We start from the raw sequence: 24,865 nt of genomic DNA on the forward strand, positions 1-24,865 counted from the left end.
TGCGGTGTGCTCATGCGCCTCACCCGCCCATGCCGGACTTCTCCGGCAGATGGAGGCGGGCCATGGTGGCGGCGGTGCCGGCCGGGACCCGGTCGCGGGTGGCCAGGGAGATCAGCACCATCGCGGCGAACCCGACCGGCACCGACCAGACGGCGGGCCAGGCCAGCAGGGTGTGCGGCCAGCCCGAGCGGGCGCCCCCGGCGATGGTCGCGGTGACGGCGGTGAGCGCGGAGCCGCCGCCGAGGAGCAGCCCGGCGATCGCCCCGGGCGGGGTGAGGCCGTGCCACCAGATGCCGAGCACGAGCAGCGGACAGAAGGAGGACGCGGACACGGCGAAGGCGAGACCCACCGCGTCGGCCACGGGCAGCTCCCCGACGAAGGCGCCCGCCGCCGCGGGTACCGCGATGGCGGGGACGACGGCGGCCCGGAAGTGCCGGAGCCCCAGGGCGGGCAGTACGTCCTGCGCGAGTACCCCGGCGACCGACATGGTGAGTCCGGAGGCCGTGGAGAGGAAGGCCGCGCAGGCGCCGCCCGCGAGCAGCGCCCCCAGCAGGTCGCCGCCCACCCCGCCGACCAGCCGCTGGGGCAGGACGAGCACGGCGAGGTCGGTGTCGCCGGTGAGCAGCAGATCGGGGGCGTAGAGCCGGGCGAGCGCGCCGTAGAGGGGCATCGGCAGATAGAAGGCGCCGAGCAGGCCGAGCACGATCAGGGTGGTGCGGCGGGCGGCGCGGCCGTCGGGGTTGGTGTAGAAGCGCACGACGACATGGGGCAGGCCCATGGTGCCGAGGAAGGTCGCGAGGATCAGTCCGTAGGTGGCGTACAGGCCGTGCTGTTCGCGGTGCGGGGACCGTGGTTGCGCCCAGCTCGACGGGGCCGCGCCCGCCGTGTCCCGGTCGGGCAGCGGGACGCGGGCACCGGCCGGGAAGCGCAGGCTGGTGTGCGCGCCGATCCGGTGGCGTCCCTCGGTGAGCCGGAGCGTGCCGTCCTTCAGGGTGCGGCCGTCCACGGTCCCGGAGACGGCGCTCACGCGGACCGGTTCGCGGACGGTCACGGTCAGCGCGTGGTCCACGCGGACCTCGGTGGAGCGGTGGAAGACCGGCCGGTCGTCCCACACGGGCGCGGGGGCGTGGTCCGAGCGCCAGGCGAGCAGCAGGAACACCACCGGCACCAGCAGCGCGGTGAGCTTGAGCCAGTACTGGAAGGCCTGCACGAAGGTGATGCTGCGCATTCCTCCGGCGGCCACCGCGGCGGTCACCACGGCGGCGACGACCAGCCCGCCGAGCCAGCCGGGCGCCCCGGTGAGCAGCCGCAACGTCAGTCCCGCGCCACGCAGTTGGGGCAGCAGGTACAGCCAGCCGATGCCGACGACGAGAACTCCGGCGATCCGGCGCACGGCCCGCGACTCCAGCCGCGCCTCGGCGAAGTCGGGCAGTGTGTACGCCCCGGAACGGCGCAGCGGCGCGGCGACGAAGGCCAGCAGGACGAGGAACCCGGCCGTGTAGCCGATCGGGAACCAGAGCATGTCCACGCCCTGCGCGAGGACCAGTCCCGCGATGCCGAGGAAGGAGGCGGCGGAGAGGTATTCGCCGCTCACCGCGAAGGCGTTGAGCCGTGGCGCGACGGTGCGCGAGGCGACGTAGAAGTCCGAGGTGGTCCGGGAGATGCGCAGCCCCAGCGCGCCGACGAGGGCCGTGGCGAGCACCACGGCCGACACTCCGGCGATTCCGTACGTCTGGTTCAACGCCCGGTCACGTCACCCTCGTTGTGCTCGGCGCGGTGGACGTACCAGGCGCCGATGGCCAGCAGGGCGGGATACGGCGCGACGCCGAGGGCGAGCCAGACGGCGAGGGGGACACCGGCGCTACCGGTGTCGGGCAGGAGGTGGAGGAGGACGGGGAGCAGTCCGAGGAGGAGGGCGAGCAGGACGGTGACGGTGAGCGCGGCACGTATCTGACGGCTCATCAGTTCGCGTACGGCAGGCTCGTTCTCGACGCCGCTCGCGGCTGCGGTGAGGGTGTGCGTGGCCGGCTTCCCCGTGATCACCTCGCGGCGCGGCGGGCGGGGCTCCGCACCCATGACGCACCCCCCGAGGTCCCGGTGATCGGCTAGTTGCGGCGAGTGTACGCAGCACGTCAGCGGTGAGGTAGCCACCTGACGCGGTTCGGCACACGGTCGCCACAGGGGGTGTCCGCTCAGCGGGGGCGGTCGGCGGCGCGGGTGGCGCGGCGGGCCAGCAGGTCGCGCAGTTCGCGGGCGTTGCGGCGGCTGACGGCGAGGACACGGTCACCGACCCGGACGGTCAGGTTGCCGCCGTCCAGGCGCAGTTCCTCGATGCGGCCGAGGGCCACGAGATGGCTGCGGTGTATGCGCACGAACCCGTGCGGGCGCCACTGTTCCTCCAGGGCGGACAGCGGGATGCGGACGAGGTGACTGCCGTACGGAGTGTGCAGCCGGGCGTAGTCGCCCTGCGCCTCGGCGTGGACGATGTCGGCGACGGGCACGAAGCGGGTCACCCCGCCCAGTTCCACGGGGACTTGGTCGGTTCCGCCGCCGGGCGGTGCGGCGGGGGCGGCGGGCCTCGGGCCCTGTCCGGCGCGGGTCAGCTCGGCCACCCGACGGACCGCCTCCGCGAACCGCTCGGCGCGCAGCGGCTTGAGGAGATAGTCGACGGCCTTGAGGTCGAAGGCGCGCAGCGCGAAGTCCTCGTGCGCGGTGACGAACACGATGAGCGGCGGGGCGGCGAATCCGCCAAGCAGCCGGGCGAGTTCGAGTCCGCTGAGGCCGGGCATGTGGATGTCGAGGAAGACGACGTCGATGGCGCCGGTGCCGTCGGGCCCGGTTTCCACGGCCCGGCCGAGCAGGCGCAGCGCCTCGGTGGCGTCGAGGGCGGGGAGCACGTCACCGACGCGCGGGTCCTCGCCCAGGAGGTACAGCAGCTCTTCGAGGGCGGGTTCCTCGTCGTCCACGGCGAGCACGCGCAACGGTGCCGCGTTCGCCGCGAGTCGGGCCGTGGTGGCATCGGTCCGTCTCGCCCGTTCCGTAGAACTCATCACCGTTGCTCTCTGCCCCGACGCGCCCGGTGCACCGGGCCTTGCCGGAGGAATGGTGGTCCAGGGCGACCGCCGCCGTCGAGACCTGCGACGACGGCGGTCGTACGGGACGGGCGGGGTCGCTCGGGCGCCGCCGGTCAGGCCACCGTCTCCGCCACCCCGTCCCGCCGCGCCGCGAACTGCGTTCGGTACAGCTCGGCGTACCGGCCGCCCGCCGCGAGCAGTTCGTCGTGCGTCCCCCGCTCCACGATCCGCCCCGCCTCCACCACCAGGATCTGGTCGGCGGCGCGCACGGTGGAGAGCCGGTGGGCGATCACCACGGCGGTGCGGTCCCGCAGTGCCTCGGTCAGCGCCTCCTGGACGGCCGCCTCGGCGGTGTTGTCCAGGTGGGCGGTGGCCTCGTCCAGGATGACGACGCGCTGGCGGGCGAGCAGCAGCCGGGCGATGGTCAGGCGCTGGCGTTCGCCGCCGGAGAGGCGGTAGCCGCGTTCGCCGACCACGGTGTCCAGGCCGTCGGGCAGCGAGCTCACGACCTCCGCCAGGCGGGCCCGGCCGAGCGCGTCCCACAGGTCGGCGTCGGTGGCGTCCGGCGCCGCGAGGAGCAGGTTGGCACGGACGGTGTCGTGGAAGAGGTGACCGTCCTGGGTGACCATGCCGACGGTGGCCCGCAGCGAGGCGCCGGTCAGGTCGCGCACGTCCACGCCGCCGACACGCACGGCCCCGGCGTCCACGTCGTACAGCCGCGGCAGCAGTTGGGCGATGGTGGACTTGCCCGCGCCGGAGGAGCCGACGAGGGCGACCGTCTCGCCGGGTGCGGCGCGGAAGGAGATGCCGTGCAGTACCTCGGCGCCGCCGCGCCGGTCGAGCGCGGCGACCTCCTCCAGGGAGGCGAGGGAGACCTGGTCGGCGGCCGGGTAGGCGAAGTTCACGTCGTCGAACTCCACCGCGACCGGGCCCTCGGGCACCGCCACCGCGTCCGGTTTCTCGGCGATGAGCGGCTTCAGGTCCAGCACCTCGAAGACGCGCTCGAAGCTGACCAGCGCGCTCATCACCTCGACGCGGGCTCCGGCGAGCGCGGTCAGCGGGGCGTACAGCCGGGTGATCAGCAGGGCGAGGGAGACGACGGCGCCCGCCTCCAGGGTGCCGTGCAGCGCGAACCAGCCGCCGAGCCCGTAGACCAGCGCGAGGGCGAGGGCGGAGACGAGGGTGAGGGCGGTGATGAACACCGACTGCGCGGTGGCGGTGCGCACCCCGATGTCCCGGACGCGTCGGGCACGCGCCGCGAACTGGTCGGACTCCTCCTCCGGCCGTCCGAACAGCTTGACCAGGGTGGCGCCGGGCGCCGAGAAACGCTCGGTCATCCGGGTGCCCATGGCCGCGTTGAGCGTCGCGGCCTCGCGCTGCATCAGGGCCATGCGGCGGCCCATGCGGCGGGCGGGCAGCACGAACACCGGGAGCAGGGCGAGTGCGAGCAGGGTGATCTGCCAGGACAGGCCGAGCATGACCGCGAGCGTGAGCAGCAGGGTGACCAGGTTGGTGACCACGCCGGACAGGGTGCCGGCGAAGGCGCGCTGGGCGCCGATCACGTCGTTGTTGAGTCGGCTGACGAGCGCTCCCGTACGCGTACGTGTGAAGAAGGCGACGGGCATCCGCTGCACATGATCGAAGACGGCGGTGCGCAGATCGAGGATGAGGCCCTCCCCCAGGGTCGCCGACAGCCGTCGGACCAGGATGCCGAGTCCCGCCTCCGCGACGGCGACCAGCGCGATCAGCAGGGCGAGCCGTACCACCCTGCCGGAGTCGTGACCCGCCACGATGGCGTCGACGACGTGCCCGGCGAGCACCGGTGTGGCCACCGCGAGCAGCGCCGAGCCGATCCCGAGCAGCACGAAACGGGCGATGCCCGCGCGGTGCGGGCGGGCGAAGGCGGCGACGCGGCGCAGGGTGGCGCGGGCGAGGGGGCGGTGCTCCTGGGCGTTCAGCACGCTGTGGAGCTGTGTCCACGCGGTGGTCTCCATGCTCATGAACAGCACCGTAGAACCTCAAGCGTCGTTGAGGTCAAGGTACGCGCCGTCCCACCCGTTCCACCGTCCCCGGAAGACCCTCCACCCCGCTCCCCGCTCCCCGCTCCCCGCTCCCCGCGAAGGCTGCCGCCATGAACGCTCCCGCTCCCGCCCGCCCGCTGCCCACGGGTAAGCGGCTGTCCGCCCCGCCGCCATCCGCCGTTGGGATGCCGGGGGAAGCCTCCCCGGGTGTGACGGCGTCGGCTTCTCCTTCTCCACGGCCGCCGCGGCGGGTCCGTGTGCGTGTGCGGGTCCGCCGGGTGCTGTGCCTGGTGCCGCTCGTGCTGGTCGCCGTGGTCGCGGTGCGCCACCGCTCGGTGCTGGCCGAGGGGTTCGGGCAGGTGCGTACCGCGTCCTGGCCGTGGCTGCTGGTGGCGGCGGGGGCGACCTGCCTGACCTGGGTCGCGGCCGCGTTCACCCGGCAGGGCGCGGTGCTGCTGCCGCTGCCGAAACGGCGGCTGCTCGCAACCCAGTTCGCGGCGGGCGCGGCCAACCATCTCCTGCCGACCGGGCTCGGCGCGAGCGCGGTGAACCTGCGCTTCCTGACCGTGTGCGGGGTGCCGCTCGCCCGTTCGTCGGCGGCGCTCGCGCTGTATCTGCTGGCGGAGTGCGTGGGACGGCTCGGTCTGCTGGCCGCGCTGCTGATCGCGTTCCCGGACGCGCTGCGCCTGCGCCCCGTGCTGCCCGACGGCTCGGCCCTCCCGCTGCTGCTGGGCGGTGCGGCCCTGGTGACGGCGGCGGGGGCCGCCCTGTTCCTGGTGCGGCGGCTGCGCGCGGCCGTCGTCCGGTTTCTGCGGGAGGCGCTGGGCGAGGCGCGCTCGGTGCACCGGCGTCCGGCGCGGGCGCTGGCCCTTTGGGGTGGCGCGCTGGCCTTCCCTGCGCTCCAGGCGGCGGGGCTGGTGGCGGTGGGGCGGGCGCTGGAGCTGCCGGTAGCGGCGCCGCACGCGGCGCTGGCGTACCTCGCGGCGACCACGGCGGTGGCCCTCGTGCCCACCCCGGGCGGCATCGGTTCGGTGGAGGCCGCGCTGGTGGTGGCCCTGGTCGCCGCGGGCGGCCCGGCGGCCGTGGCGACGGCGGTGGTCCTGGCCTACCGGATGATCACCGTGTGGCTCCCGCTGGTGCCGGGGGCGCTGACGCTGGGGGCGCTGGTGCGGCTGCGGGTGATCTGAGACGTTCCGTACCGCCGGGGGCCTGGGGCACAGTGGCCCTCCCAGTCCCCGCGAGGAGGAGAGCCGTCGTGTCGGTCCGTGTGGAGCGCAAGGGTTTCGTCACCACCGTCGTCCTGTCCCGGCCGGAGGTCCGCAACGCCGTGGACGGTCCGACCGCCGCCGAACTGGCCGACGCCTTCCGTGCGTTCGAGGCGGACGACGGTGCGCGGGTGGCGGTGCTGTGGGGTGAGGGCGGGACGTTCTGCGCGGGCGCGGACCTGAAGGCGATGGGCACGCCGCGGGGCAACCGGGTCGAGGAGGACGGCGACGGGCCGATGGGCCCGACCCGGCTGCGGCTGTCCAAGCCGGTCGTCGCGGCCGTCGCCGGTCACGCCGTGGCGGGAGGTCTGGAGCTGGCGCTGTGGTGTGACCTGCGAGTCGCCGAGGAGGACGCGGTGTTCGGGGTGTTCTGCCGCCGCTGGGGCGTCCCGCTGATCGACGGGGGCACGGTACGGCTGCCCCGGCTGATCGGCACCGGGCGGGCGCTGGACATGATCCTGACCGGGCGTCCGGTGGCGGCCGCCGAGGCGCACGCCATCGGGCTCGCGGACCGCGTCGTCCCGCCGGGCCGCGCCCGCGCCGGGGCCGAGGAACTGGCTGCGGCCATCGCCCGCTTCCCCCAGGACTGCCTGCGCTCCGACCGCGCCTCGGTTCTCGACCAGGAGGGGTTGTCCGAGGAGGAGGCGATGCGTCGTGAACTCCGGCACGGAACGGCGCAATTGGCGGGAGCGAGGGAGGGGGCGGCCCGGTTCGCCGGGGGTGCGGGGCGGCACGGGACGTTCGGCGAGGCGTGAACCGACGGGGAGGCCACGCCCCACGCCGTCGGCACGGACTTCAGTTGTAGGTGATGACCCGTCCGTCCCTGCCGTCGCGCCCCGGTCGTCCCCGGGAGCCTCGGCGGCCGTCGTCGCCGTCCTCGCCGTGCGCTCCCGGCCGGCCCGTGGGCCCGGTGGGGCCGGGCGCACCGGACGGGCCGGAGGGGCCGGGCGGCCCGGGCGGACCCTGGTGGGTGCCGGTGCCGCCGTCCTCGAGGCTGACGCGCTCCATCCGCATCGCGTCGAGCTGCTGTTGGTGGGCGACGAGCAGGACCGCCTGCGCCGCCAGTACGACGGTCACCGCCGCGCCGGCCGCCATGCGGCGCGGCGAACCGCGCAACACCTCTTTCACTCTTCTCACGTCGAACCTCACGCTAGCTCGCCGGCGGGGCGACGGCGTCCTTGCCGTCCTTTCCGTCCTTGCCGTCCTTGCCGGACGGCCCGTCCTTGCCCTCCTTGCCGTCCTTGCCGTCCTTTCCGGGCGGCCCGATGGGGCCGGCGGGGCCGGTGGGACCGGGAGGACCGGAGGGACCGGGAGGGCCCGGCTCCAGGCTCTCCTGGAAGTCGACGGACTGCGTCTGCAGCCCCTGGATCTGGAGGTGTTGCTCGACGATGACGGCCGACTGCACGACGAGCGCGACGGTCAGCGCGGCACCGAGCACGAAGGGACGCCGCGGGCTGCGCAGCGCTTGAGTCACGCTTCTCATAGTCATCCTCACGCTGAGTGATGGGCGCAAGTGTAAATGACGACAAGTCAGAAAAAGTCAGCTCCCGCACCGAGTGTCTGCACGGCATTTCAGGACCTCGCACATGCGGCAGGATGACGGCACGTGCCCTTCGCCGGACCTTCGTACCGCGGGCACGTTCGCACTCCCCGGACAGCGAACAGGTGACAGCGTGACGCAACTTCACATCCTGCCGACCCCGGCGTCCTCGGGCGCCGCCGCACGTCCCGGTGGAGGTGACCGATGAACCACACGCCCACCCTGGACGACCTGGTGGTCGCCGGCATCGCTCTGGCCGCCGGCCTGGTGCTGGCCTTTCTGTCCCGGACGGTGCTGCGCTGGCTGGCCAAGCACGCCAAGCGGACGCGCTGGAGCGGTGACGACGTCATCGTGGACGCGCTGCGTTCGGTCGTGCCGTGGGCCGCGATAGCGGCCGGTATCGCGGTGGGCGCGGCCGTGCTGCCGCTGACCCGTACCGTGCAGCACCACGTCAACCAGTCGCTCCAGGTGTGGCTGATCTTCGTGGTGACCCTGTCGGCGGCACGTGTGATCGCTGGTCTGGTGCAGAGCGTCACCCAGTCCCGCTCGGGCGTGGCGGGCTCGGCGACCATCTTCGTCAACATCACCCGGGTGCTGGTCCTCGCCATCGGCTTCCTGGTGGTGCTCCAGACGCTCGGCATCTCCATCGCGCCCCTGCTCACCGCCCTGGGCGTCGGCGGTCTGGCCGTCGCGCTGGCCCTCCAGGACACACTGGCCAACCTCTTCGCGGGCATCCACATCCTCGCCTCCAAGACCGTCCAGCCGGGCGACTACATCCGTCTGAGCAGCGGCGAGGAGGGCTACGTCGTCGACATCAACTGGCGCCAGACGACCGTCCGCCAGCTCTCCAACAACCTCGTGGTCATCCCCAACGGCCAGTTGGCCAAGACCAACATGACCAACTTCACCCGCCCCGAACAGCAGCTCACGATGCTGGTCCAGGCGGGCGTGGGCTACGACTCCGACCTCGAACACGTCGAGCGCGTGACCGCCGAGGTCGTCGACGAGGTCATGACCGAGATCACCGGCGCCCTCCCCGAGCACGAGGCCGCCATCCGCTTCCACACCTTCGGCGAGTCCCGCATCGACTTCACCGTCATCCTCGGCGTCGGTGAATTCAGCGACCAGTTCCGCATCAAGCACGAGTTCATCAAGCGCCTCCACCGCCGCTACCGCGAAGAGGGCATCGCGATCCCGGCCCCCACCCGCACCGTGACCCTCCACCAGGGCACCCCCCTGATCCCGCACCAGCGGGGCAACGCGGGAGTGCCCGCGGGGCTCGGCGAGTAGGACCCGCCGTCCGGCGCCGGGACGGACCCGGCGCCGGACCACAAGCCGCGTCCCGGGCACAGAGCTACCCTCGAAGACGGTATGACTTCCAAGCCCGGCCCCCAGTCCCCCGCCCACCGGTCCGCCGCGTCCGAGACCCCCGCCCCCTTCACCCCGCCCGCCCCCGCCGCCCTCGACGCCCGGCTCGACTCCATCACCCGGCAGCCGTTCCGCGCCAAGTTCCACCTTCGGGGACGGGACAGGGCGACCGCCGAGCTGAAGGGGCCGGCCACGATGAGGTGGCACGCGTACGACCTGATCGCGAAGCGGCTCGCGCCCGCGGAGCCGTACAAGGACGGGAAGCAGACGCCGTACAAGGGGCACCCCGTGTTCGTGGCGCAGCACGCGACCGGGACGTGCTGCCGGAGCTGTCTGCTGCGGTGCCACGGGATCGGGAAGGGGCGGGAGCTGAGCCGCGCCGAGCACGTGTACGTCGTGGACGTGATCTGTCGCTGGATCGAGCGGGAGATGACCGGGAGCGGCCGCTGAGCGGTCGGCGGTGGACCCCTGTCGAAGCCGGTGCGGTCACGAGATATCTTGATGTCGAGCAATGTTGCAGACGTGGAGCGGAGCACCCGGTGACTGACTCGACCATCATCTACACCTACACGGACGAAGCGCCGGCCCTGGCGACCCATTCGTTCCTGCCGGTGATCCAGGCGTACGCCGCCCAGGCCGGTGTGCCCGTGGACACCCGCGACATCTCGCTGGCCGGGCGCATCATCGCCGTCTTCCCGGAGTACCTGACCGAGGACCAGCGCATCCCGGACGCGCTCGCCGAGCTGGGCGACCTGGCCAAGACGCCGGCCGCCAACATCGTCAAGCTGCCGAACATCTCGGCGTCCATCCCGCAGCTCAAGGCCGCCGTCGCCGAGCTGCAGGGCAAGGGCTACGCCCTCCCGGACTACCCCGAGGACCCGAAGACCGACGAGGAGCGCGAGGTCCGCGCCCGCTACGACAAGATCAAGGGTTCCGCCGTTAACCCGGTCCTGCGTGAGGGCAACTCCGACCGCCGCGCCCCCGCCTCGGTGAAGAACTACGCCAAGACCCACCCGCACCGCATGGGCGCCTGGACCCCCGAGTCCAGGACCAACGTCGCCACCATGGGTGAGAACGACTTCCGCTCCACCGAGAAGTCCGTGGTGATCGCCGAGGACGGCACGCTCCGTATCGAGCTGGTCGCCGAGGACGGCACCACCACCGTGCTGCGCGAGTCGGTACCGGTCCGCAAGGACGAGGTCGTCGACGCCTCGGTCATGCACGTCGCCGAGCTGGAGCAGTTCCTCGCCGCGCAGGTCGCCCGCGCGAAGGAGGAGGGCGTCCTGTTCTCCGTGCACCTGAAGGCCACGATGATGAAGGTCTCCGACCCGATCGTCTTCGGCCACGTGGTGCGCGCCTTCTTCCCGAAGACGTTCGCCAAGTACGGCCAGACCCTGAAGTCGGCCGGCCTGTCCCCCAACGACGGCCTCGGCGGCATCTACAAGGGCCTGGAGAGCCTGCCCGAGGGCGCCGAGATCAAGGCGTCCTTCGACGCCGAGCTGGCCGAGGGCCCCGCGCTCGCCATGGTCGACTCGGACAAGGGCATCACCAACCTGCACGTCCCCTCGGACGTGATCGTGGACGCCTCCATGCCCGCGATGATGCGTACCTCCGGCCACATGTGGGGCCCGGACGGCGAGGAGCACGACACCCTCGCGGTGATCCCGGACTCCTCCTACGCCGGCGTCTACCAGGCCGTCATCGACGACTGCCGCGCCAACGGCGCCTACGACCCCTCCACCATGGGCACGGTCCCGAACGTCGGCCTGATGGCGCAGAAGGCCGAGGAGTACGGCTCCCACGACAAGACCTTCGAGGTCGCCGCCGCGGGCACCGTCCGCGTGACCGACGCCGACGGCAATGTGCTGATCGAGCAGCCGGTCGCCGCGGGCGACATCTTCCGCGCCTGCCAGACCAAGGACGACCCGATCCGCGACTGGGTCAAGCTGGCCGTCACCCGCGCCCGCGCCACCGGCGACCCGGCCGTGTTCTGGCTGGACGAGACCCGCGCGCACGACGCCAACCTGATCGCCAAGGTCAACCAGTACCTCCCGGAGCACGACACCGAGGGCCTGGACATCCGCGTCCTGCCGCCGGTCGAGGCCGCCAAGCTGTCGGTGGAGCGCATCCGCCGCGGCGAGAACACCATCTCGGTGACCGGCAACGTGCTGCGCGACTACCTGACCGACCTCTTCCCGATCCTGGAGCTGGGCACCAGCGCCAAGATGCTGTCGGTCGTCCCGCTGATGGCGGGCGGCGGCCTGTTCGAGACGGGCGCGGGCGGCTCCGCCCCGAAGCACGTCCAGCAGCTCGTCAAGGAGAACTACCTGCGCTGGGACTCCCTCGGCGAGTTCTTCGCCCTGGTCCCCGCCTTCGAGCAGTACGCCGGGACCACCGGCAACACCCGCGCCAAGGTCCTCGCCGACACCCTCGACCGCGCCACGGCGACCTTCCTCAACGAGGACAAGTCCCCGACCCGTCGCGTCGGCGGCATCGACAACCGCGGCAGCCACTTCTACCTGTCCCTGTACTGGGCGCAGGAGCTGGCCCAGCAGACCGACGACGCCGACCTGGCGAAGGCGTTCGCCCCGTTCGCCGAGGCCCTCGCGGCCGACGAGCAGAAGATCGTCGAGGAGCTGCTCGCCGTACAGGGCTCCCCGGCCGACATCGGCGGCTACTACAAGCCGGACACCGCCAAGGCGGACGCGGTCATGCGCCCGTCGGCCACCTGGAACGCGGCGCTCGCGTCCCTGAGCTGATCCAGGCGCACGTCCTCTCGTGCCCCGGCCGGTGCTCACCGGCCGGGGCACGGTCGTACCTGTCGGCAGTGCTGTCGTACCTGTCGGCAGTGCTTCGGCGGCATTGCCCCGTGTTGCGGCGCTGTGCCGAACATGAAGTCCTCGTGTCACGCTTCACGCCGGACTGTCCGTCGCCGGCCACCCGTGTTTTTCTCGTCGCGAGTCCGCGCCCGACCCGCACGAGGAGCACCATGAGCAGCCAGCCCATCGACTCGGTCACCGCAGGCCACACCCCCGACGAGTCCCCCGCGGGACCCGACACCTCGGCCTGGTCCTTCGAGACCCGGCAGATCCACGCCGGGGCGGCGCCCGACCCGGCTACCGGGGCGCGGGCCACGCCGATCTACCAGACGACGTCCTTCGTCTTCGAGGACACGCGCCACGCGGCCGACCTGTTCTCGCTCGCGGAGCCCGGCAACATCTACACCCGCATCCACAACCCCACCCAGGACGTCTTCGAGCAGCGCGTCGCGGCCCTGGAGGGCGGGGTCGCGGCCGTCGCGCTGGCGTCGGGGCAGGCCGCCGAGACGCTGGCGATCCTCACGCTGGCGGCCTCGGGCGACCACATCGTCTCCAGCACCTCGCTGTACGGCGGCACCTACAACCTCTTCCGGCACACCCTGCCGAGGCTCGGCATCGAGGTGTCCTTCGTGGACGACCCCGATGACCTGGACGCCTGGCGCGCGGCGGTCCGGCCGAACACGAAGGCGCTGTTCGCGGAGACCCTGGGCAATCCGCGCGGCAACGTGCTCGACGTACGGGGCGTCGCGGACGTGGCGCACGACGCGGGCGTGCCGCTGATCGTGGACAACACGGTGCCGACCCCCTATCTGCTGCGCCCCATCGAGCACGGCGCGGACATCGTGGTGCACTCCGCGACCAAGTTCCTCGGCGGACACGGCACGACCATCGCGGGTGTGGTGGTGGACGGCGGGACCTTCGACTTCGGCGCGCACCCGGAGCGGTTCCCGGACTTCACCGAGCCCGACCCGAGCTACCACGGGCTGCGCTACTGGCCCGCGCTCGGACCCGGCGCCTTCGCGGTCAAGCTGCGGGTGCAGCTGCTGCGCGACCTCGGTCCCGCGCTCTCCCCGCACTCGGCGTTCCTCCTGCTCCAGGGCGTGGAGACGCTGAGCCTGCGCCTGGAGCGGCACTCGGCGAACGCGCTCGCGCTGGCCGAGTGGCTTCAGGGACGTGACGAGGTGGCCGCCGTCCACTATCCGGGGCTGGAGTCCAGCCAGTGGTACGAGGCGGGGCGGAAGTATCTGCCGCGCGGCTCCGGTGCCGTCGTCTCCTTCGAGCTGCGGGACGGAGTGGAGGCGGGCAAGCGGTTCGTGGACGCGGTGGAACTGTTCAGCCATCTCGCCAACATCGGTGACGTGCGCAGTCTGATCATCCACCCCGCCTCCACCACGCACAGCCAGCTCGACGAGGAGCAGTTGGCGGCGACGGGCACCTCGCCGGGTCTGGTGCGCCTGTCGGTGGGACTGGAGAGCGTGGCCGACCTGAAGGCGGACCTGGAGGCCGGGTTCCGCGCGGCCAAGGGAGCCGCCTCCTGAGCACGGTCCCGGCCACGCCGGAACACGCCCTCCCGCCGCCCGCCGCGACCGGCGCGTGGCGGGAGGGCGATCCCGTGGGGCGGCGGCGGTGGTACCCGGCGAGCACGCCGCTGCCGCTGGAGGCGGGCGGTGAACTGCCCGGTGTGCGGCTGGCGTTCGAGACCTGGGGGCGGCTCTCCCCGGACCGGTCCAACGCGGTGCTGGTGCTGCACGCGCTGACCGGCGACAGCCATGTGGCGGGCCCGGTGGAGCCCGGGCACCCCTCCCCCGGCTGGTGGGACGCGCTGGTCGGCCCCGGCCGGGCGCTGGACACCGACCGCTGGTTCGTCGTGGCGCCGAACGTGCTCGGCGGCTGCCAGGGCAGCACCGGCCCGGTCTCCGCCCGGCCCGGCAGCGGACGGCCGTGGGGCGGCGCGTTCCCGTTCCTGACCCAGCGGGACCAGGTGGCGGCGGAAGCCGGCCTCGCGGACGCCCTCGGGATCGACCGGTGGGCGCTGGTCGTCGGCGGCTCGATGGGCGGGATGCGGGCCGTGGAGTGGGCGGTGTCGTACCCGGAGCGCACGGGGGCGCTTCTGCTTCTCGCCACCTCGGCGGAGGCGAGCGCGGAGCACATAGCCTGGGCGGACATCCAGCTCAGGGCCATCCGCGACGACCCCCACTGGCAGGGCGGCGACTACCACGACACCGGGCGCGGGCCGCTCGCAGGACTCGGCCTGGCCCGCCGCGTCGCCCATGTCACCTACCGCGCCGAACCCGAACTCCAGGCCCGCTTCGGACGGCTCCCGCAGGGCGCGGACGACCCCTGGCACGGCGGCCGCTACCGCGTGGCGTCCTACCTCGACCACCACGCCGACAAACTCAACCGCCGCTTCGACGCGGCCAGTTACGTGGTGCTGACCGAGGCGATGAACGCCCACGACGTGGGCCGGGGTCGTGGCGGCACGCGGGCCGCCCTCGCCCGGGTGACCGCGCCCACCCTGGTGGCCGGAGTGGACTCCGACCGGCTCTACCCCCTCGCCCAGCAGGAACGACTGGCCGCGCTGATCCCCTCGGCGGACCGGGTCCGGGTGGTCGAGTCGGCGTACGGGCACGACGGCTTCCTGATCGAGACGGAGCAAGTCGGCACAATGGTGCGTGAGTTGCTCGCACCGTCCGCACCGTCCACACCGTCCACACCGACCCGTTACCGGGAGTGATCCGTGACCCCACGCTCGTTCGACCTGCTGCCCGGCGCCGCCGCCTCGCCCGTGCTGCTGCACGTCCCGCACGCGGCGCGGGCGATACCGGACGAGGTGCGCGCGGGTCTCGTCCTCGACGACCCGGCACTGGCACGCGAGCTGGACCACATCACCGACGCGCACACCGACACGCTCGCCGAGCGGGCCGCCACCCTGGCCTCCTCCCGACCCTGGCGGTTCGTCAACCGGCTCTCCCGGCTGGTCGTGGACCCGGAGCGGTTCCCCGACGAGCGCGAGGAGATGCTCGCCGTGGGCATGGGCGCGGTCTACACGCGGACCACGCACCGCGAGCCGCTGCGCCCCAAGCCCGCCGATTCCGGCCCGCTGGTCGAGCGGTACTTCCGGCCGTACGCCGAGGCGATGACCCGCGCGGTGGCCGGACGCCTCGCCGCGACGGGCCGGGCCGTCGTGATCGACGTGCACTCCTATCCGACGAAGCCGCTCCCCTACGAGCTGCACCAGGACGGCCCGCGCCCCGCCGTCTGCCTCGGCACCGACCCCTTCCACACCCCGCCGGAGCTGACCGAGGCGGCCCGGTCCGCGTTCGCACGCCACGGCGACGTCGGCCTGGACAGCCCGTTCGCCGGGACGTACGTGCCGCTCGCCCACTACGGCGTGGACCGGCGGGTGAGCGCCCTCATGATCGAGGTCCGCCGGGACACCTACATGACCGAACCGGGCGGCCCGGCCGGAGCGGACCTGGAGCGTCTGGCCGCCGCGCTCGCGGACCTGGTGGACGCGGTGGGCGGTGCCGCCTGACACCCGGAGGCCGCCGGGCGGCACCGCCGTGGACGGCCACCGTTCAGGACGCGGCGCGCTCCGCCCCGGTACCCGCGTCCGGGTGGGCCAGCCCCAGGTGCTCGCGCAGGGTCGTGCCCTCGTACTCGGTGCGGAACACGCCCCGCTCCTGGAGCAGCGGGACCACCCGGTCGGCGAACGGGTCGAGCCCGCCCGGGGTGATGTGCGGGACGAGGATGAAGCCGTCGGAGGCGTCCGCCTGCACGAACTCGTCGATGGTGCGGGCGACGGTGGCCGGGGAGCCCACGAAGGTCTGCCGGTTGCCGGTGTTGATCACCAGGTCGCGGATGGACCAGCCGTTGCTCTCGGCAAGCTCGCGCCACTCGCGGGCGATGGCCAGCGGGTCGCGGTACATCCGCACCTGGGCCCGCCCCCGGGATATGTGCTCCTCGCTCACCACCGGGTCCACGTCGGGCAGCGGGCCCTCGGGGTCGTAGGCCGACAGGTCACGGTTCCAGACGAACTCCAGGTGCTTGAGGGCGGTGGCCCCGCTGACCTGCTGCCGGCGCACCTCGCGGGCCAGCTCGACGGCCTCCTCGTCGGTGTCGCCGAGGACGAAGGTCGCGGCGGGCAGGATGAGCAGCTGGTCCGGCGTGCGGCCGTACTTGGCGAGGCGGCCCTTGACGTCGGCGTAGAAGCGGCGGCCCTCCTCCAGGGTGGCGTACCGGCTGAAGATGGCGTCGGCGTCCGAGGCGGCGAACTCGCGGCCCTCGTCGGAGTCGCCCGCCTGGAAGATCACCGGGCGGCCCTGCGGGGAGCGCGGGACGTTGAAGCGGCCGTGGATGTCGAAGTGCTGCCCCTGGTGGGTGAAGGCACCGGCCTTGGCTTCCCGGAGGAAGGCGCCGGTGGCCTGGTCGGCGAGGATCTCGTCGCCGTGCCAGGAGTCGAAGAGTTCGTTCGCGGTGGTCAGGAACTCCTTGGCGCGCGAGTACCGCTCCTGCTGCGGCAGGAAACCGCCCCGGCGGAAGTTCTCGCCGGTGAACGCGTCCCAGGAGGTCACCACGTTCCAGGCGGCGCGCCCGCCGGAGAGGTGGTCGAGGGAGGCGAACTGGCGGGCCACCTCGTACGGCTCGTTGAAGGTGGAGTTGATCGTGCCGGTCAGGCCGAGCCGGTCGGTGACGGCGGCGAGCGCGGCGAGAACGGTGAAGGTGTCGGGGCGGCCCACCACGTCCAGGTCGTATATCTCGCCGCCCTGTTCGCGCAGCCGCAGCCCCTCCGCGAGGAACAGGAAGTCGAACTTGGCGCGTTCGGCGGTGCGGGCGAAGTGCGCGAAGGAGCTGAACTCGATGTGGCTGCCGGCCTCCGGGTCGCTCCACACGGTGGTGTTGTTGACCCCCGGGAAGTGCGCGGCCAGGTGCACCTGCTTCTTGGGCTTGCTCATGGCGTCGGGTCTCCTCTCCGGTGACTCAGGCGGCGTAACGGCTGGCGGGACGGTCGAGACCGAGGAGACCGCGCAGGGTGCGGGCCTCGTAGGCCGTGCGGAAGCGGTCCCGGAGTTGCAGCTCGGGCACGAGGTCGCGGCTGATCCGGGGCAGGTCGTGCCCGGTGACGGCGGGCCGCAGCCGGAATCCGGTGAGCCCGCTTTCGGCCAGCTCCTCCAGCAGGTCGGCCAGTTCGGCTGCCGTCCCGGTGAAGGCGCGGGCGTCGCTGGTGTACGGCTCGCCCGCCAGCTCGTCCAGGCGCCCGCGCCGCTCCTGCGCCCCGGCCGTCGTGTCGTCCAGGAAGACCACGAGGTCGCCGAAGACGTGCAGCGGCTGCTCGGCCCGGCCCGCCGCGTCCTGTTCGGCGCGGACCTCGGCGACTGTGGCGCGGGCGTCGGCCGCGTCGTACGGCGTGACGTAGCCGACGTCGGCCTGGCGGGCGACGAGCCGGTAGGGCACGGTCTGGTGGGCCAGGGCCGTGACCAGGGGCTGTCCCTGGGGCGGGCGCGGGGTGATGGAGGGGCCCTTGACGTCGAAGTGGCGGCCCTCGAAGTCGATGTAGTGCAGCTTCCCGCGGTCGATGAAGCGGCCGGTCGCCGCGTCCCGGATCTCGGCGTCGTCCTCCCAGCTGTCCCAGAGCCTGCGGATCACCTCCACGTAGTCGGCGGCCTCGTCGAACAGGGGAGTCACCGCCTTCTGGGCGGCGGGGGTGTCGTAGGCGTCGAGGGGGTCGAAGACCCGGCGGCCGAAGTGGGCGGCCTCGTCGGGGCGGGCGCTGATCCGCACGCGGACGCCCGCGCGGCCGTTGCTGACGTAGTCGAGGGTGGCGATCGCCTTGGAGATGTGGAACGGCTCCGTGTGCGTGACCACCACCGTCGGGACCAGACCTATGTGCTGGGTGAGCGGGGCGACACGCGCGGCGATCAGGACGGCGTCGAGCCTGCCGCGCACCTGGTCGGTGCGGTCGTCGGGTCGGAGGGGGTGCGCGGACTGCGGGGCGAGGCCGTCCTCGATGGTGACGAAGTCGAGGAGTCCGGCCTCGGCCTCGGCGACCTGGTCGGCCCAGTACGCGGCGGTGAACAGCTCGTGGGGGCGGGCGGCCGGGTCGCGCCAGGAGGCGGGATGCCAGCCGGTGCCGTCCAGGGCGACGGCGAGATGCAGTCGGGAAACGGGGGATGCGGAAGCAGAGGGCACGAGGAACGCCTTCCTTGAGGGTCCTTGCGTGGGCGACGTGAGCGGTGCGGGCGAGCGGTGGACGCACTGGCCCCGCACACAGGGGTGCGCGGTGGAGCGGCGGTCGAAGACGCGGGTCAGGCGCGACAGAGCGCGCCGGCCACCCTCTGGAGGTCTATGTGCGGCCGGGAGTGCAGCAGGACCGAGCGAGCGGTCCTCAGGAGGCGCGGGCACGGCACGCGGTCGAGTCCCTGCGGCATGTCCCCCACCCCCTCCGGCTGTGGCTCTTCACGTCTCGTCATGAGGGCCAACGCCCGGCTGCCGGGAGGTGTTCCCGACACGCCGGACATCACCCGTTCGCTTTTCCGCAGCAGGTCGGCGGCGGGTCAGGAATTGTCCAGCGGCAGTCCGGGCGGGTTGATCTCCGCCTTGGTGACAGCCTCGTTGGTCAGGTTGTAGGCGGCGAGCCACTTGGCGTACCGACCCGAGTCGATCAGGTGGTTCAGGGCGTCCGCGAGGGGCTTCACGAGCCCGCTGTCCTTCTTCGTGGTGGCCGCGATCAGCCCCTGGAGCCGGGCGCCCGCGCCGGAGTAGGTGCCCGCGCTGCGGGTCGGGGACGGCGACCCTGCGGACCTCTTCACGTGGTAGGCGAGGCCGGGATTGGTCCCGAAGTAGGCGTCGATCCGGCCGCCGGTCAGCGCCAGGTAGGTGGCGTTCTTGCTGGCGAAGTTCTTGACGGTGAGCGTCTTGCCCTCCTTCTTCAGCTTGTCGCACCATTCGAGGAGGATCTTCTCCTGGTTGGTGCCGTTGTCCACGGCGACCGTCTTCCCGGCGAGTTTGCGGTACTGGCCGTCGAAATTCCAGGTGCTCTTCTTCAGTACCTCGAAGCCGAGGTTGTCCTTGCGGTAGGAGGCGAAGTCGTACTTCCGCTTGCGTTCCTCGGTGTCGGTGATGTTGGCGAAACCGACGTCGGCCTTGCCGCTGTCGATGCCGACGAACATGTTCTCCCAGGTGTAGTTGCGGATCTCGGGCCGCAGCCCGAGCACCGCGGCGACCAGCCGGGCAAGGTCGGGCTCGGCACCGGTGAGCGTCTTCTGGTCGGAGCCGACGAAGGCGAGCGGCGGGAAGCCGTCGGGCAGCGCGCCCACCGCGATCTTCAGGGTGCCGTTCTTCCTCACGGCGGCGGGGAGTTCGGCGCGGATCGACTTCACCTCTCCGACCTTCAGCCGGGTCTCGGTGCCGGCGCCGTTGGACACCTTCCCCACGGTGACCGTGCCCCGGGCGTCGGTCGTGGTCGCGGCGTCGCTCTCCCCGCCGCAGGCGGCGAGCAGGGTCGCGAGGAGGGCGGCGCCGGTCGCGGCGACGGTGCCGCGCACCGCACGGCGCCGGGTGATGGAGTCACGGGGCATGGCTGTCCTTGTCGTTCGTACGGGAGGGAGGGTGTGGGGGCGGGAAGGCGTGGGGGCGGGAAGGCGTGGGGAGGCGTGCGGACGGAAGAGCCCGCGGAAACGGGAGGGTTCAGAGGACCTTGCTCAGGAAGTCGCGCGTGCGCTCGTGCCGAGGCTTGTCCAACACCTGTGAAGGCGGTCCTTGTTCGACGATCCGGCCGTCGTCGATGAACACGATCCGGTCGGCGACCTCGCGGGCGAAGCCGATCTCGTGGGTGACGATGACGAGCGTGGTGCCACCCGAGGCGAGGTCCTTGATGACGGCGAGGACCTCACCGACGAGTTCGGGGTCGAGCGCGGAGGTCGGCTCGTCGAAGAGGATGATGCCGGGCCGCAGGGCGAGGGCGCGGGCGATGGCCACGCGCTGCTGCTGCCCGCCGGACAGCTGGCGCGGGTAGGCGCCGCTGCGGTCCGCGAGCCCGACCCGGCCGAGGAGTTCGCGGGCGAGTTCCCTCGCCTCGGTCTTGCCGAGGCGGCCGGTGGCGACGGGCGCGGCGGCGACGTTGTCGAGGGCGGTCAGATGCGGGAAGAGGTTGAAGTTCTGGAAGACGAACCCGATCCGGCCGCGCTGCGCGAGGATCGCCCGCTCGCTCAACTCCTTGAGCCGACCCCGGCTTCCGCGCCGTACGCCGATCAGCTCGCCGCCGACGCTGACGTGGCCGATCTCGGGCTTCTCCAGGTGGTTGACGACCCGCAGCAGGGTGGACTTGCCGGAGCCGGAGGGGCCGAGGATGACGGTGACCTCGCCGGGCCGCACGGTCAGGTCGATGCCGTCGAGCACGCGTTGCGCCCCGTACCACTTGTGCACGCCGTGGATCTCCAGCGCGGCGGGGGCGGACTCCTGGGCGGCGGCGGTCATACGGCGCTCTCCTCACCCAGCTTGGCGCGGAGTCCGGCGAGGGCGGTGCGGGCCCTGCGCAGCGGGGTCGGGGGCAGGGCGCGGGTGGCGCCGCGGGCGAAGTACCGCTCGACGTAGTACTGCACGACGGAGACCGCGCTGGTCAGGATGAGGTACCAGACGGTGGCGACGAGCAGCAGCGGCACGATGTCGCCGGGATAGGTGCTGCCCATGCTCTGCACCGTGCCGAAGAGGTCGAGCAGGGAGACGTAGAAGACCAGGGAGGTGCTCTTGACCAGGCCGATGAGCTGGTTGACGTAGTTCGGCACGATGGAGCGGAGGGCCTGCGGGAGGACGATCCGGATGAACTGGTAGCGCCGGGGCAGGCCGAGGGCGGCGGCCGCCTCGTGCTGGCCCTGGTCGACGGAGAGCAGTCCGCCGCGGACGACCTCGGCGGCGTAGGCGGCCTCGTTGAGGGCGAGGCCGATCACGGCGACCGTCATGTCGGTGGCGAGCCGGGACTCGTCGAAGGTGACGAACGCGGGCCCGAAGGGGACGCCGAGGCTCACCGTGCGGTACAGCGCGCTGAAGTTGTAGAGGAAGATCAGGACGACGATCAGCGGCACCGAGCGGAACAGCCAGACGTACGTCCAGCTCACCACCCGCAGCACCGGGCTCCCGGAGAGCCGTCCGAGGGCGAGGACGATGCCGCCCAACAGCCCGAGCACGGCGGCCAGTGCGGTCACTTCGAGGGTGACGAGGAGTCCGTCGAGGACGGCGGGCCGCAGGAACCAGTAGCGGAAACGGTCCCATTGGTAGAAGGGGTTGGTGGCGAGCCCGTGCCCGATCTGGGCGACCAGCACGAGCACGACGGCGGTGGCGATCCAGCGCCCGGGCCTGCGCAGTGGCTGAACTCGCTGCGCTCGCAGTTGCTTTGATTGAGCGTCAGATATGGGCGCGGCGGTGACGACGACGCCTGGTGGTTCGCTCATGGGAGGGCGGCTCCGGCGGATTCGGGTGTCCCGGGGATGCGCGGGGCCGTACGGCGGTCACGACGGCGTACGGCACACGGCGCGGCGGACGGCACACCGCTGGGCGGGGTGCGTCGCGAACGAGGTGGGGAGAGAAGGGGGCTGTCAGCCCTGACAGCGGCCCGGCGCCGTACACAGCGCGCTGCTGACCCGGAGCAGATCGACGGCGCGGTCGGCAACGAGGAGCCCGGCGTACGCCGGTACGCGACGGCCGTGGGAGCGGCCTTCGGCCGTCCTGGGGGTCGCGTTCATGGCGTCACCTGTTCACTGTCCAGGCCCCGCGGGGCCCCTCGCGCTTACCGAAGTCGTCGTCGGTCCGGTCGTCACCTGGGGCACCCCACCGCGATGCGAGGGTTGCCGGTCAGCGAGCCAGGGCTTGGCGCTGACGCTCATGACCGTTCTGTGCGGCAAGTAAGGCATTCGACCGCTCGAATGTCAACGGTTGTCCGGCAGTTGGACGCTGCCGGACCGCTCTCACCTGCGCGGAGTGCGTGGGAGACCGGTGGCGTGCGCGGCCCAGTCCAGGATCTGGACGGCCGCGCCGGCGGCTTCGAGACCCTGGCAGTGGCCGTGGTGCCTGCGGGCGATGCCGTCGAGGTCGAGGTGGGTGCCGAAGGCGGGGTGGGCGGCGAGCCGGCGGGCGTACGACCAGAGGGCCGGGTGGTCGGCGATGCGGTGGACGGCGGAGGCGTCGAGGTGGCAGCGGTGCACGGTGTCGAGCTGGACCAGGCAGACCCAGAGGTGGACGTCGGCGGCCGTGATCCTGCCGTCGACCAGGTACTCCTCGCCGGTCAGCCAGCGCTCCAGGCGGCCCAGGGCATCCAGCAGTGCGTCGAGCGCGGCGGCGCGTGCGGCGGGACCGGTGTCGGCGGCGCCCGCGTACTGCGCGCTCTGCTCGATCTCCTCGGCGCAGAGACGTTCGACGGCCTCGATGGTGGACTCCCAGCCCGCGGGATGGAGAGGGTCGCCGTGGTGCGGGAGGTGGTCCAGGTCGCGCAGGATGTCGGGGGCGTGGGCGCTGACGATGCGGCCGGACCAGTCGTCGCTGAGCACCGGGGCGTGGGCGGGGCCGGTGTAGTGGTGCGCACTGGCCTCGTACAGCGGTCGCAGCGCCGCGTGGCCGCCTCCGGGACAGTCGGGGACGGCGGGCAGCAGGGTGACCGGACAGGTGTCGCCCAGGCCGAGGAGGCTGTGCCCGATGGCGAGCCGGAGGCCGTCGGCGCAGGCGGTGGAGAGGTGGAGCCGGTAGCGGTGCGCGACGGCGTAGTGGCCGCTGCGCGCGTCCCGGCCGATACGGCCCCGGAAGGGCGCGGCGGCGGTGCGGCGCGCCGAGGTGACGGCGGCGAACGGGGTGGAGGACAGCGGAGTGATGGACATACGTCTCCCCTGGGCGTATGGGCACGCGGGAAATGCGCGCGACGGCGGAAACGGCGTCGGTGGGGGCGTCGTCGCCCCGGCTGGAACCGGCTGAAATCGGCTGGAAAGGAGCGTCAGACCAGGCTGATCGCGCTGGAGACGCGCAGAAGGTCGATGTGCCGGCGGGAGGTGAGCAGGGGGGAGTTGGCGATCCGAAGCGGCACGCACGACGCCCCACGACCCCTCGGGCCGGAGACCGTCACCAGGCGCACCATGTTTCCCTACCTGTTCACTAGGCTTCCCTATGGGGAGTGTCGGGGCGCTCCGGCGCGCCGTCAAGGGGGCGTTCACCCCCGATGACCTCTTCCCGCTCTGTTCAGAGCGGTGCCGGGTGGTGTTGGGTGACCCCGGGGTTCTCGGGAAAGGGCGGCACCTCTGTGGACCACGGGCTTTCCGACGGCACGAGCGCGACGCGGTGGACGCCGAGCCGGCTTCCGCTGGACGAGCAACTGCACGCCCTGCGCGCGATGTTGTCGCGCAACGAGGTCCTGACGGAGGTGCTGGGGCGGGCCGCGCGGCTGGACCTGCCCGGCTGGTACGTCACGGCCGGGTGCCTCTTCCAGACCGTGTGGAACGTCGTCACGGACCGGCCGCCGACCGAGGGCATCAAGGACTACGACCTCTTCTACTTCGACGCCGGTGATCTGTCATGGGAGGCCGAGGACACGGTGATCCGGGCCGGACGCGGTCTCTTCGCGGGCCTGCCCGCAGAGGTGGAGATCCGCAACGAGGCGCGCGTCCACCTCTGGTACGAGGAGAAGTTCGGCGTGCCCTGCCCGGCATACGAATCCACCGAGGCCGCCATCGACAGCTTCGCCGCGACGACGTGCTGCCTCGGGGTGCGGATGGAGGCCGGAGGGCGGTGGCGCGTGTACGCCCCGCACGGCTTGTCGGACGTGTTCGGCCTGATCGTCCGGCCGAACCCGGTGCTCGCCCCGCGATCGGTATACGAGGCGAAGACCGCCCGGTGGCGGGAGCAGTGGCCCGAGCTGACGGTCCTGGACTGGCCGTAGCATCGCCCCATGAGCCAAGTCCTCACCATCGTCCGTCCGCCCGGGGTCCGGGGGGTCCGGCTGGAGACGGAGCGGGGCGTCTTCGCGGCGCTCGCCGCCGTGCCGAGCGGGTCCGCGCGGCGGGGTACCGCGCTGCTCGTGCCGGGGTTCAACGGGAGCAAGGAGGACTTTCTGCCGGTGCTCCCGGGGTTGAGGGAGGCGGGGTACGCGGTGTACGCCGTGGATCAGCGCGGGCAGTACGAGACCGGTGCGGCGTCGGCCGCCCCGGCTTATGACGGCGTCGCCGCCGCCGCGGACGCGCGAGCACTCGCCGAAGCGCTCGGCGCCGGTCCGGTGCATCTGGTGGGACATTCCTACGGCGGGCTGGTGTCGCGCCTCGCCGTGCTCAACAGCCGCAGCCCCGAAGAGACTTGGGCCTCCCTCACGCTGATGAACTTCGGCCCGGCCGAGGTCGGGACGCCCACGCGGGAGCGGCTGGGGCTGCTGCTCGACGCCCTCGACAGCGTGGCCGTACCCGACCTGTGGCCGTATCTCCGCCCGGCCGAGGACGGTGTCCCGGCGGACGTCCTGGCGTTTCTCTCCGACCGCTGGGCGCGCAACGAACCCGAGGCGCTGCGGCTCGCGGCACGGCAGTTGCTGACCGAGCCCGACCGCACGACCGACCTCAAGGACAAGGGAGTTCCCCTCTCCGTCGTCTTCGGCACCCCGGACGACACCTGGTCGGAGCAGGAGGCGGAGGCGATGGCGAAGGCTCTCGGCGCGCCGTTCACGAAGATCCCGGAGGGCGGCCACTCCCCCAACGTGCAGCGCCCGGCCGCGGTGGTCGAGGCGCTGACGGGCTTCTGGTCCTCCCTCGCGCCGTAA

The 24,865-nt window shown here is 72.5% G+C and carries 25 protein-coding genes and 1 riboswitch; of the genes, 10 read left to right on the forward strand and 15 right to left on the reverse strand.

What is annotated here, in order from left to right:
- Positions 1–19 precede the first annotated feature (19 nt).
- From ACWEEU_RS22130 to ACWEEU_RS22145, 4 genes are all read right to left on the reverse strand, one after another.
- Positions 20–1,741, reverse strand: coding sequence for a sodium/solute symporter (locus ACWEEU_RS22130; protein ID WP_451734445.1), 1,722 nt, complete (start codon positions 1,739–1,741; stop codon positions 20–22).
- Positions 1,738–2,076 carry a hypothetical protein gene (locus tag ACWEEU_RS22135; RefSeq protein ID WP_451734447.1) on the reverse strand — a complete coding sequence of 113 codons (339 nt, stop codon included), beginning with the start codon at positions 2,074–2,076 and terminating at the stop codon, positions 1,738–1,740. The genes ACWEEU_RS22130 and ACWEEU_RS22135 overlap by 4 nt, the downstream gene beginning before the upstream one ends.
- Positions 2,077–2,192: 116 nt before the next feature.
- Positions 2,193–3,050, reverse strand: coding sequence for a LytR/AlgR family response regulator transcription factor (locus tag ACWEEU_RS22140; protein ID WP_451734449.1), 858 nt, complete (start codon positions 3,048–3,050; stop codon positions 2,193–2,195).
- 137 nt (positions 3,051–3,187) lie between these two features.
- Positions 3,188–5,068: an ABC transporter ATP-binding protein gene (locus tag ACWEEU_RS22145; RefSeq protein WP_451734517.1), complete on the reverse strand. Its 1,881-nt coding sequence runs from the start codon at positions 5,066–5,068 to the stop codon at positions 3,188–3,190.
- A 212-nt stretch (positions 5,069–5,280) separates the two neighbouring features.
- Between ACWEEU_RS22145 and ACWEEU_RS22150 the strand changes: the two genes are divergently transcribed.
- Complete coding sequence (locus tag ACWEEU_RS22150) at positions 5,281–6,282, forward strand: lysylphosphatidylglycerol synthase domain-containing protein (protein WP_451734519.1); 1,002 nt, start codon at positions 5,281–5,283, stop codon at positions 6,280–6,282.
- Between the two features lie 68 nt (positions 6,283–6,350).
- Entirely contained in the window at positions 6,351–7,115 is a 765-nt protein-coding gene (locus tag ACWEEU_RS22155) for a crotonase/enoyl-CoA hydratase family protein (RefSeq protein WP_451734451.1), read from the forward strand.
- 40 nt (positions 7,116–7,155) lie between these two features.
- Here the strand turns inward: ACWEEU_RS22155 and ACWEEU_RS22160 are convergent, their stop codons facing one another.
- Together ACWEEU_RS22160 and ACWEEU_RS22165 are read right to left on the reverse strand one after the other, a co-directional pair.
- Positions 7,156–7,497, reverse strand: a complete 342-nt coding sequence (locus ACWEEU_RS22160) for a hypothetical protein (RefSeq protein WP_451734453.1) — start codon at positions 7,495–7,497, stop codon at positions 7,156–7,158.
- A 13-nt stretch (positions 7,498–7,510) separates the two neighbouring features.
- The gene (locus ACWEEU_RS22165; RefSeq protein ID WP_385740725.1) at positions 7,511–7,834 is read right to left on the reverse strand and encodes a hypothetical protein; all 324 of its coding nucleotides are present in this window, start codon (positions 7,832–7,834) and stop codon (positions 7,511–7,513) included.
- 270 nt (positions 7,835–8,104) lie between these two features.
- Between ACWEEU_RS22165 and ACWEEU_RS22170 the strand changes: the two genes are divergently transcribed.
- The 6 genes from ACWEEU_RS22170 (at position 8,105) to ACWEEU_RS22195 (ending at position 15,622) form a co-directional block, all read left to right on the forward strand.
- Entirely contained in the window at positions 8,105–9,190 is a 1,086-nt protein-coding gene (locus tag ACWEEU_RS22170; RefSeq protein WP_385740722.1) for a mechanosensitive ion channel family protein, read from the forward strand.
- Between the two features lie 81 nt (positions 9,191–9,271).
- The gene (locus ACWEEU_RS22175) at positions 9,272–9,718 is read left to right on the forward strand and encodes a DUF4186 domain-containing protein (RefSeq protein WP_385740719.1); all 447 of its coding nucleotides are present in this window, start codon (positions 9,272–9,274) and stop codon (positions 9,716–9,718) included.
- An 89-nt stretch (positions 9,719–9,807) separates the two neighbouring features.
- Positions 9,808–12,027 (forward strand): NADP-dependent isocitrate dehydrogenase, encoded by a 2,220-nt coding sequence (locus tag ACWEEU_RS22180; RefSeq protein WP_451734455.1) that lies wholly within the window; start codon positions 9,808–9,810, stop codon positions 12,025–12,027.
- Between the two features lie 230 nt (positions 12,028–12,257).
- Positions 12,258–13,625, forward strand: coding sequence for a bifunctional o-acetylhomoserine/o-acetylserine sulfhydrylase (locus ACWEEU_RS22185; RefSeq protein ID WP_385740713.1), 1,368 nt, complete (start codon positions 12,258–12,260; stop codon positions 13,623–13,625).
- On the forward strand, positions 13,622–14,821 hold the full coding sequence (metX, locus tag ACWEEU_RS22190) for a homoserine O-acetyltransferase MetX (RefSeq protein ID WP_451734521.1): 1,200 nt from the start codon (positions 13,622–13,624) through the stop codon (positions 14,819–14,821). Before ACWEEU_RS22185 ends, metX begins: the two co-directional genes overlap by 4 nt.
- A 3-nt stretch (positions 14,822–14,824) precedes the next feature.
- Positions 14,825–15,622, forward strand: coding sequence for an N-formylglutamate amidohydrolase (locus ACWEEU_RS22195; protein ID WP_451734458.1), 798 nt, complete (start codon positions 14,825–14,827; stop codon positions 15,620–15,622).
- A gap of 43 nt (positions 15,623–15,665) precedes the next feature.
- Here ACWEEU_RS22195 and ACWEEU_RS22200 read toward each other — a convergent pair whose 3' ends face one another.
- The 9 genes from ACWEEU_RS22200 to ACWEEU_RS22240 form a co-directional block, all read right to left on the reverse strand.
- On the reverse strand, positions 15,666–17,042 hold the full coding sequence (locus ACWEEU_RS22200) for an NtaA/DmoA family FMN-dependent monooxygenase (protein ID WP_451734459.1): 1,377 nt from the start codon (positions 17,040–17,042) through the stop codon (positions 15,666–15,668).
- Between the two features lie 25 nt (positions 17,043–17,067).
- Positions 17,068–18,276 carry an LLM class flavin-dependent oxidoreductase gene (locus tag ACWEEU_RS22205; protein WP_451734461.1) on the reverse strand — a complete coding sequence of 403 codons (1,209 nt, stop codon included), beginning with the start codon at positions 18,274–18,276 and terminating at the stop codon, positions 17,068–17,070.
- Positions 18,277–18,392: 116 nt separating this feature from the next.
- Positions 18,393–18,605, reverse strand: a complete 213-nt coding sequence (locus ACWEEU_RS22210; RefSeq protein WP_451734463.1) for a putative leader peptide — start codon at positions 18,603–18,605, stop codon at positions 18,393–18,395.
- A 36-nt stretch (positions 18,606–18,641) separates the two neighbouring features.
- The gene (locus ACWEEU_RS22215) at positions 18,642–19,664 is read right to left on the reverse strand and encodes an ABC transporter substrate-binding protein (protein ID WP_451734465.1); all 1,023 of its coding nucleotides are present in this window, start codon (positions 19,662–19,664) and stop codon (positions 18,642–18,644) included.
- A 109-nt stretch (positions 19,665–19,773) separates the two neighbouring features.
- Positions 19,774–20,562: an amino acid ABC transporter ATP-binding protein gene (locus ACWEEU_RS22220; protein ID WP_385740699.1), complete on the reverse strand. Its 789-nt coding sequence runs from the start codon at positions 20,560–20,562 to the stop codon at positions 19,774–19,776.
- The gene (locus tag ACWEEU_RS22225; protein WP_451734467.1) at positions 20,559–21,533 is read right to left on the reverse strand and encodes an amino acid ABC transporter permease; all 975 of its coding nucleotides are present in this window, start codon (positions 21,531–21,533) and stop codon (positions 20,559–20,561) included. The genes ACWEEU_RS22220 and ACWEEU_RS22225 overlap by 4 nt, the downstream gene beginning before the upstream one ends.
- A 144-nt stretch (positions 21,534–21,677) precedes the next feature.
- Positions 21,678–21,824 (reverse strand): hypothetical protein, encoded by a 147-nt coding sequence (locus tag ACWEEU_RS22230; RefSeq protein WP_385740695.1) that lies wholly within the window; start codon positions 21,822–21,824, stop codon positions 21,678–21,680.
- A gap of 35 nt (positions 21,825–21,859) precedes the next feature.
- A riboswitch (SAM riboswitch) is annotated at positions 21,860–21,969 on the reverse strand.
- A gap of 77 nt (positions 21,970–22,046) precedes the next feature.
- On the reverse strand, positions 22,047–22,949 hold the full coding sequence (locus ACWEEU_RS22235; protein WP_451734470.1) for a glutathione S-transferase C-terminal domain-containing protein: 903 nt from the start codon (positions 22,947–22,949) through the stop codon (positions 22,047–22,049).
- Positions 22,950–23,062: 113 nt separating this feature from the next.
- On the reverse strand, positions 23,063–23,152 hold the full coding sequence (locus ACWEEU_RS22240) for a putative leader peptide (RefSeq protein ID WP_385740689.1): 90 nt from the start codon (positions 23,150–23,152) through the stop codon (positions 23,063–23,065).
- 303 nt (positions 23,153–23,455) lie between these two features.
- Between ACWEEU_RS22240 and ACWEEU_RS22245 the strand changes: the two genes are divergently transcribed.
- Positions 23,456–24,001 (forward strand): nucleotidyltransferase family protein, encoded by a 546-nt coding sequence (locus tag ACWEEU_RS22245; RefSeq protein ID WP_451734523.1) that lies wholly within the window; start codon positions 23,456–23,458, stop codon positions 23,999–24,001.
- A 9-nt stretch (positions 24,002–24,010) separates the two neighbouring features.
- Positions 24,011–24,865 (forward strand): alpha/beta fold hydrolase, encoded by an 855-nt coding sequence (locus ACWEEU_RS22250; protein WP_451734472.1) that lies wholly within the window; start codon positions 24,011–24,013, stop codon positions 24,863–24,865.

It is taken from the genome of Streptomyces sp. NPDC005004, from assembly GCF_053600675.1.

What these genes read in the sequence shown, in the direction of transcription:
- ACWEEU_RS22245 (WP_451734523.1), top strand. Translation starts at nt 23,456, where the DNA reads ATGTTGTCGCGCAACGAGGTCCTGACGGAGGTGCTGGGGCGGGCCGCG.
- ACWEEU_RS22250 (WP_451734472.1), top strand. Translation starts at nt 24,011, where the DNA reads ATGAGCCAAGTCCTCACCATCGTCCGTCCGCCCGGGGTCCGGGGGGTC.
- ACWEEU_RS22210 (WP_451734463.1), bottom strand. Translation starts at nt 18,605, where the DNA reads ATGTCCGGCGTGTCGGGAACACCTCCCGGCAGCCGGGCGTTGGCCCTC.
- ACWEEU_RS22225 (WP_451734467.1), bottom strand. Translation starts at nt 21,533, where the DNA reads ATGAGCGAACCACCAGGCGTCGTCGTCACCGCCGCGCCCATATCTGAC.
- ACWEEU_RS22220 (WP_385740699.1), bottom strand. Translation starts at nt 20,562, where the DNA reads ATGACCGCCGCCGCCCAGGAGTCCGCCCCCGCCGCGCTGGAGATCCAC.
- ACWEEU_RS22135 (WP_451734447.1), bottom strand. Translation starts at nt 2,076, where the DNA reads ATGGGTGCGGAGCCCCGCCCGCCGCGCCGCGAGGTGATCACGGGGAAG.
- ACWEEU_RS22145 (WP_451734517.1), bottom strand. Translation starts at nt 5,068, where the DNA reads ATGGAGACCACCGCGTGGACACAGCTCCACAGCGTGCTGAACGCCCAG.
- ACWEEU_RS22185 (WP_385740713.1), top strand. Translation starts at nt 12,258, where the DNA reads ATGAGCAGCCAGCCCATCGACTCGGTCACCGCAGGCCACACCCCCGAC.
- ACWEEU_RS22170 (WP_385740722.1), top strand. Translation starts at nt 8,105, where the DNA reads ATGAACCACACGCCCACCCTGGACGACCTGGTGGTCGCCGGCATCGCT.
- ACWEEU_RS22230 (WP_385740695.1), bottom strand. Translation starts at nt 21,824, where the DNA reads ATGAACGCGACCCCCAGGACGGCCGAAGGCCGCTCCCACGGCCGTCGC.
- ACWEEU_RS22140 (WP_451734449.1), bottom strand. Translation starts at nt 3,050, where the DNA reads ATGAGTTCTACGGAACGGGCGAGACGGACCGATGCCACCACGGCCCGA.
- ACWEEU_RS22150 (WP_451734519.1), top strand. Translation starts at nt 5,281, where the DNA reads ATGCCGGGGGAAGCCTCCCCGGGTGTGACGGCGTCGGCTTCTCCTTCT.
- ACWEEU_RS22235 (WP_451734470.1), bottom strand. Translation starts at nt 22,949, where the DNA reads ATGTCCATCACTCCGCTGTCCTCCACCCCGTTCGCCGCCGTCACCTCG.
- ACWEEU_RS22215 (WP_451734465.1), bottom strand. Translation starts at nt 19,664, where the DNA reads ATGCCCCGTGACTCCATCACCCGGCGCCGTGCGGTGCGCGGCACCGTC.
- ACWEEU_RS22200 (WP_451734459.1), bottom strand. Translation starts at nt 17,042, where the DNA reads ATGAGCAAGCCCAAGAAGCAGGTGCACCTGGCCGCGCACTTCCCGGGG.
- ACWEEU_RS22175 (WP_385740719.1), top strand. Translation starts at nt 9,272, where the DNA reads ATGACTTCCAAGCCCGGCCCCCAGTCCCCCGCCCACCGGTCCGCCGCG.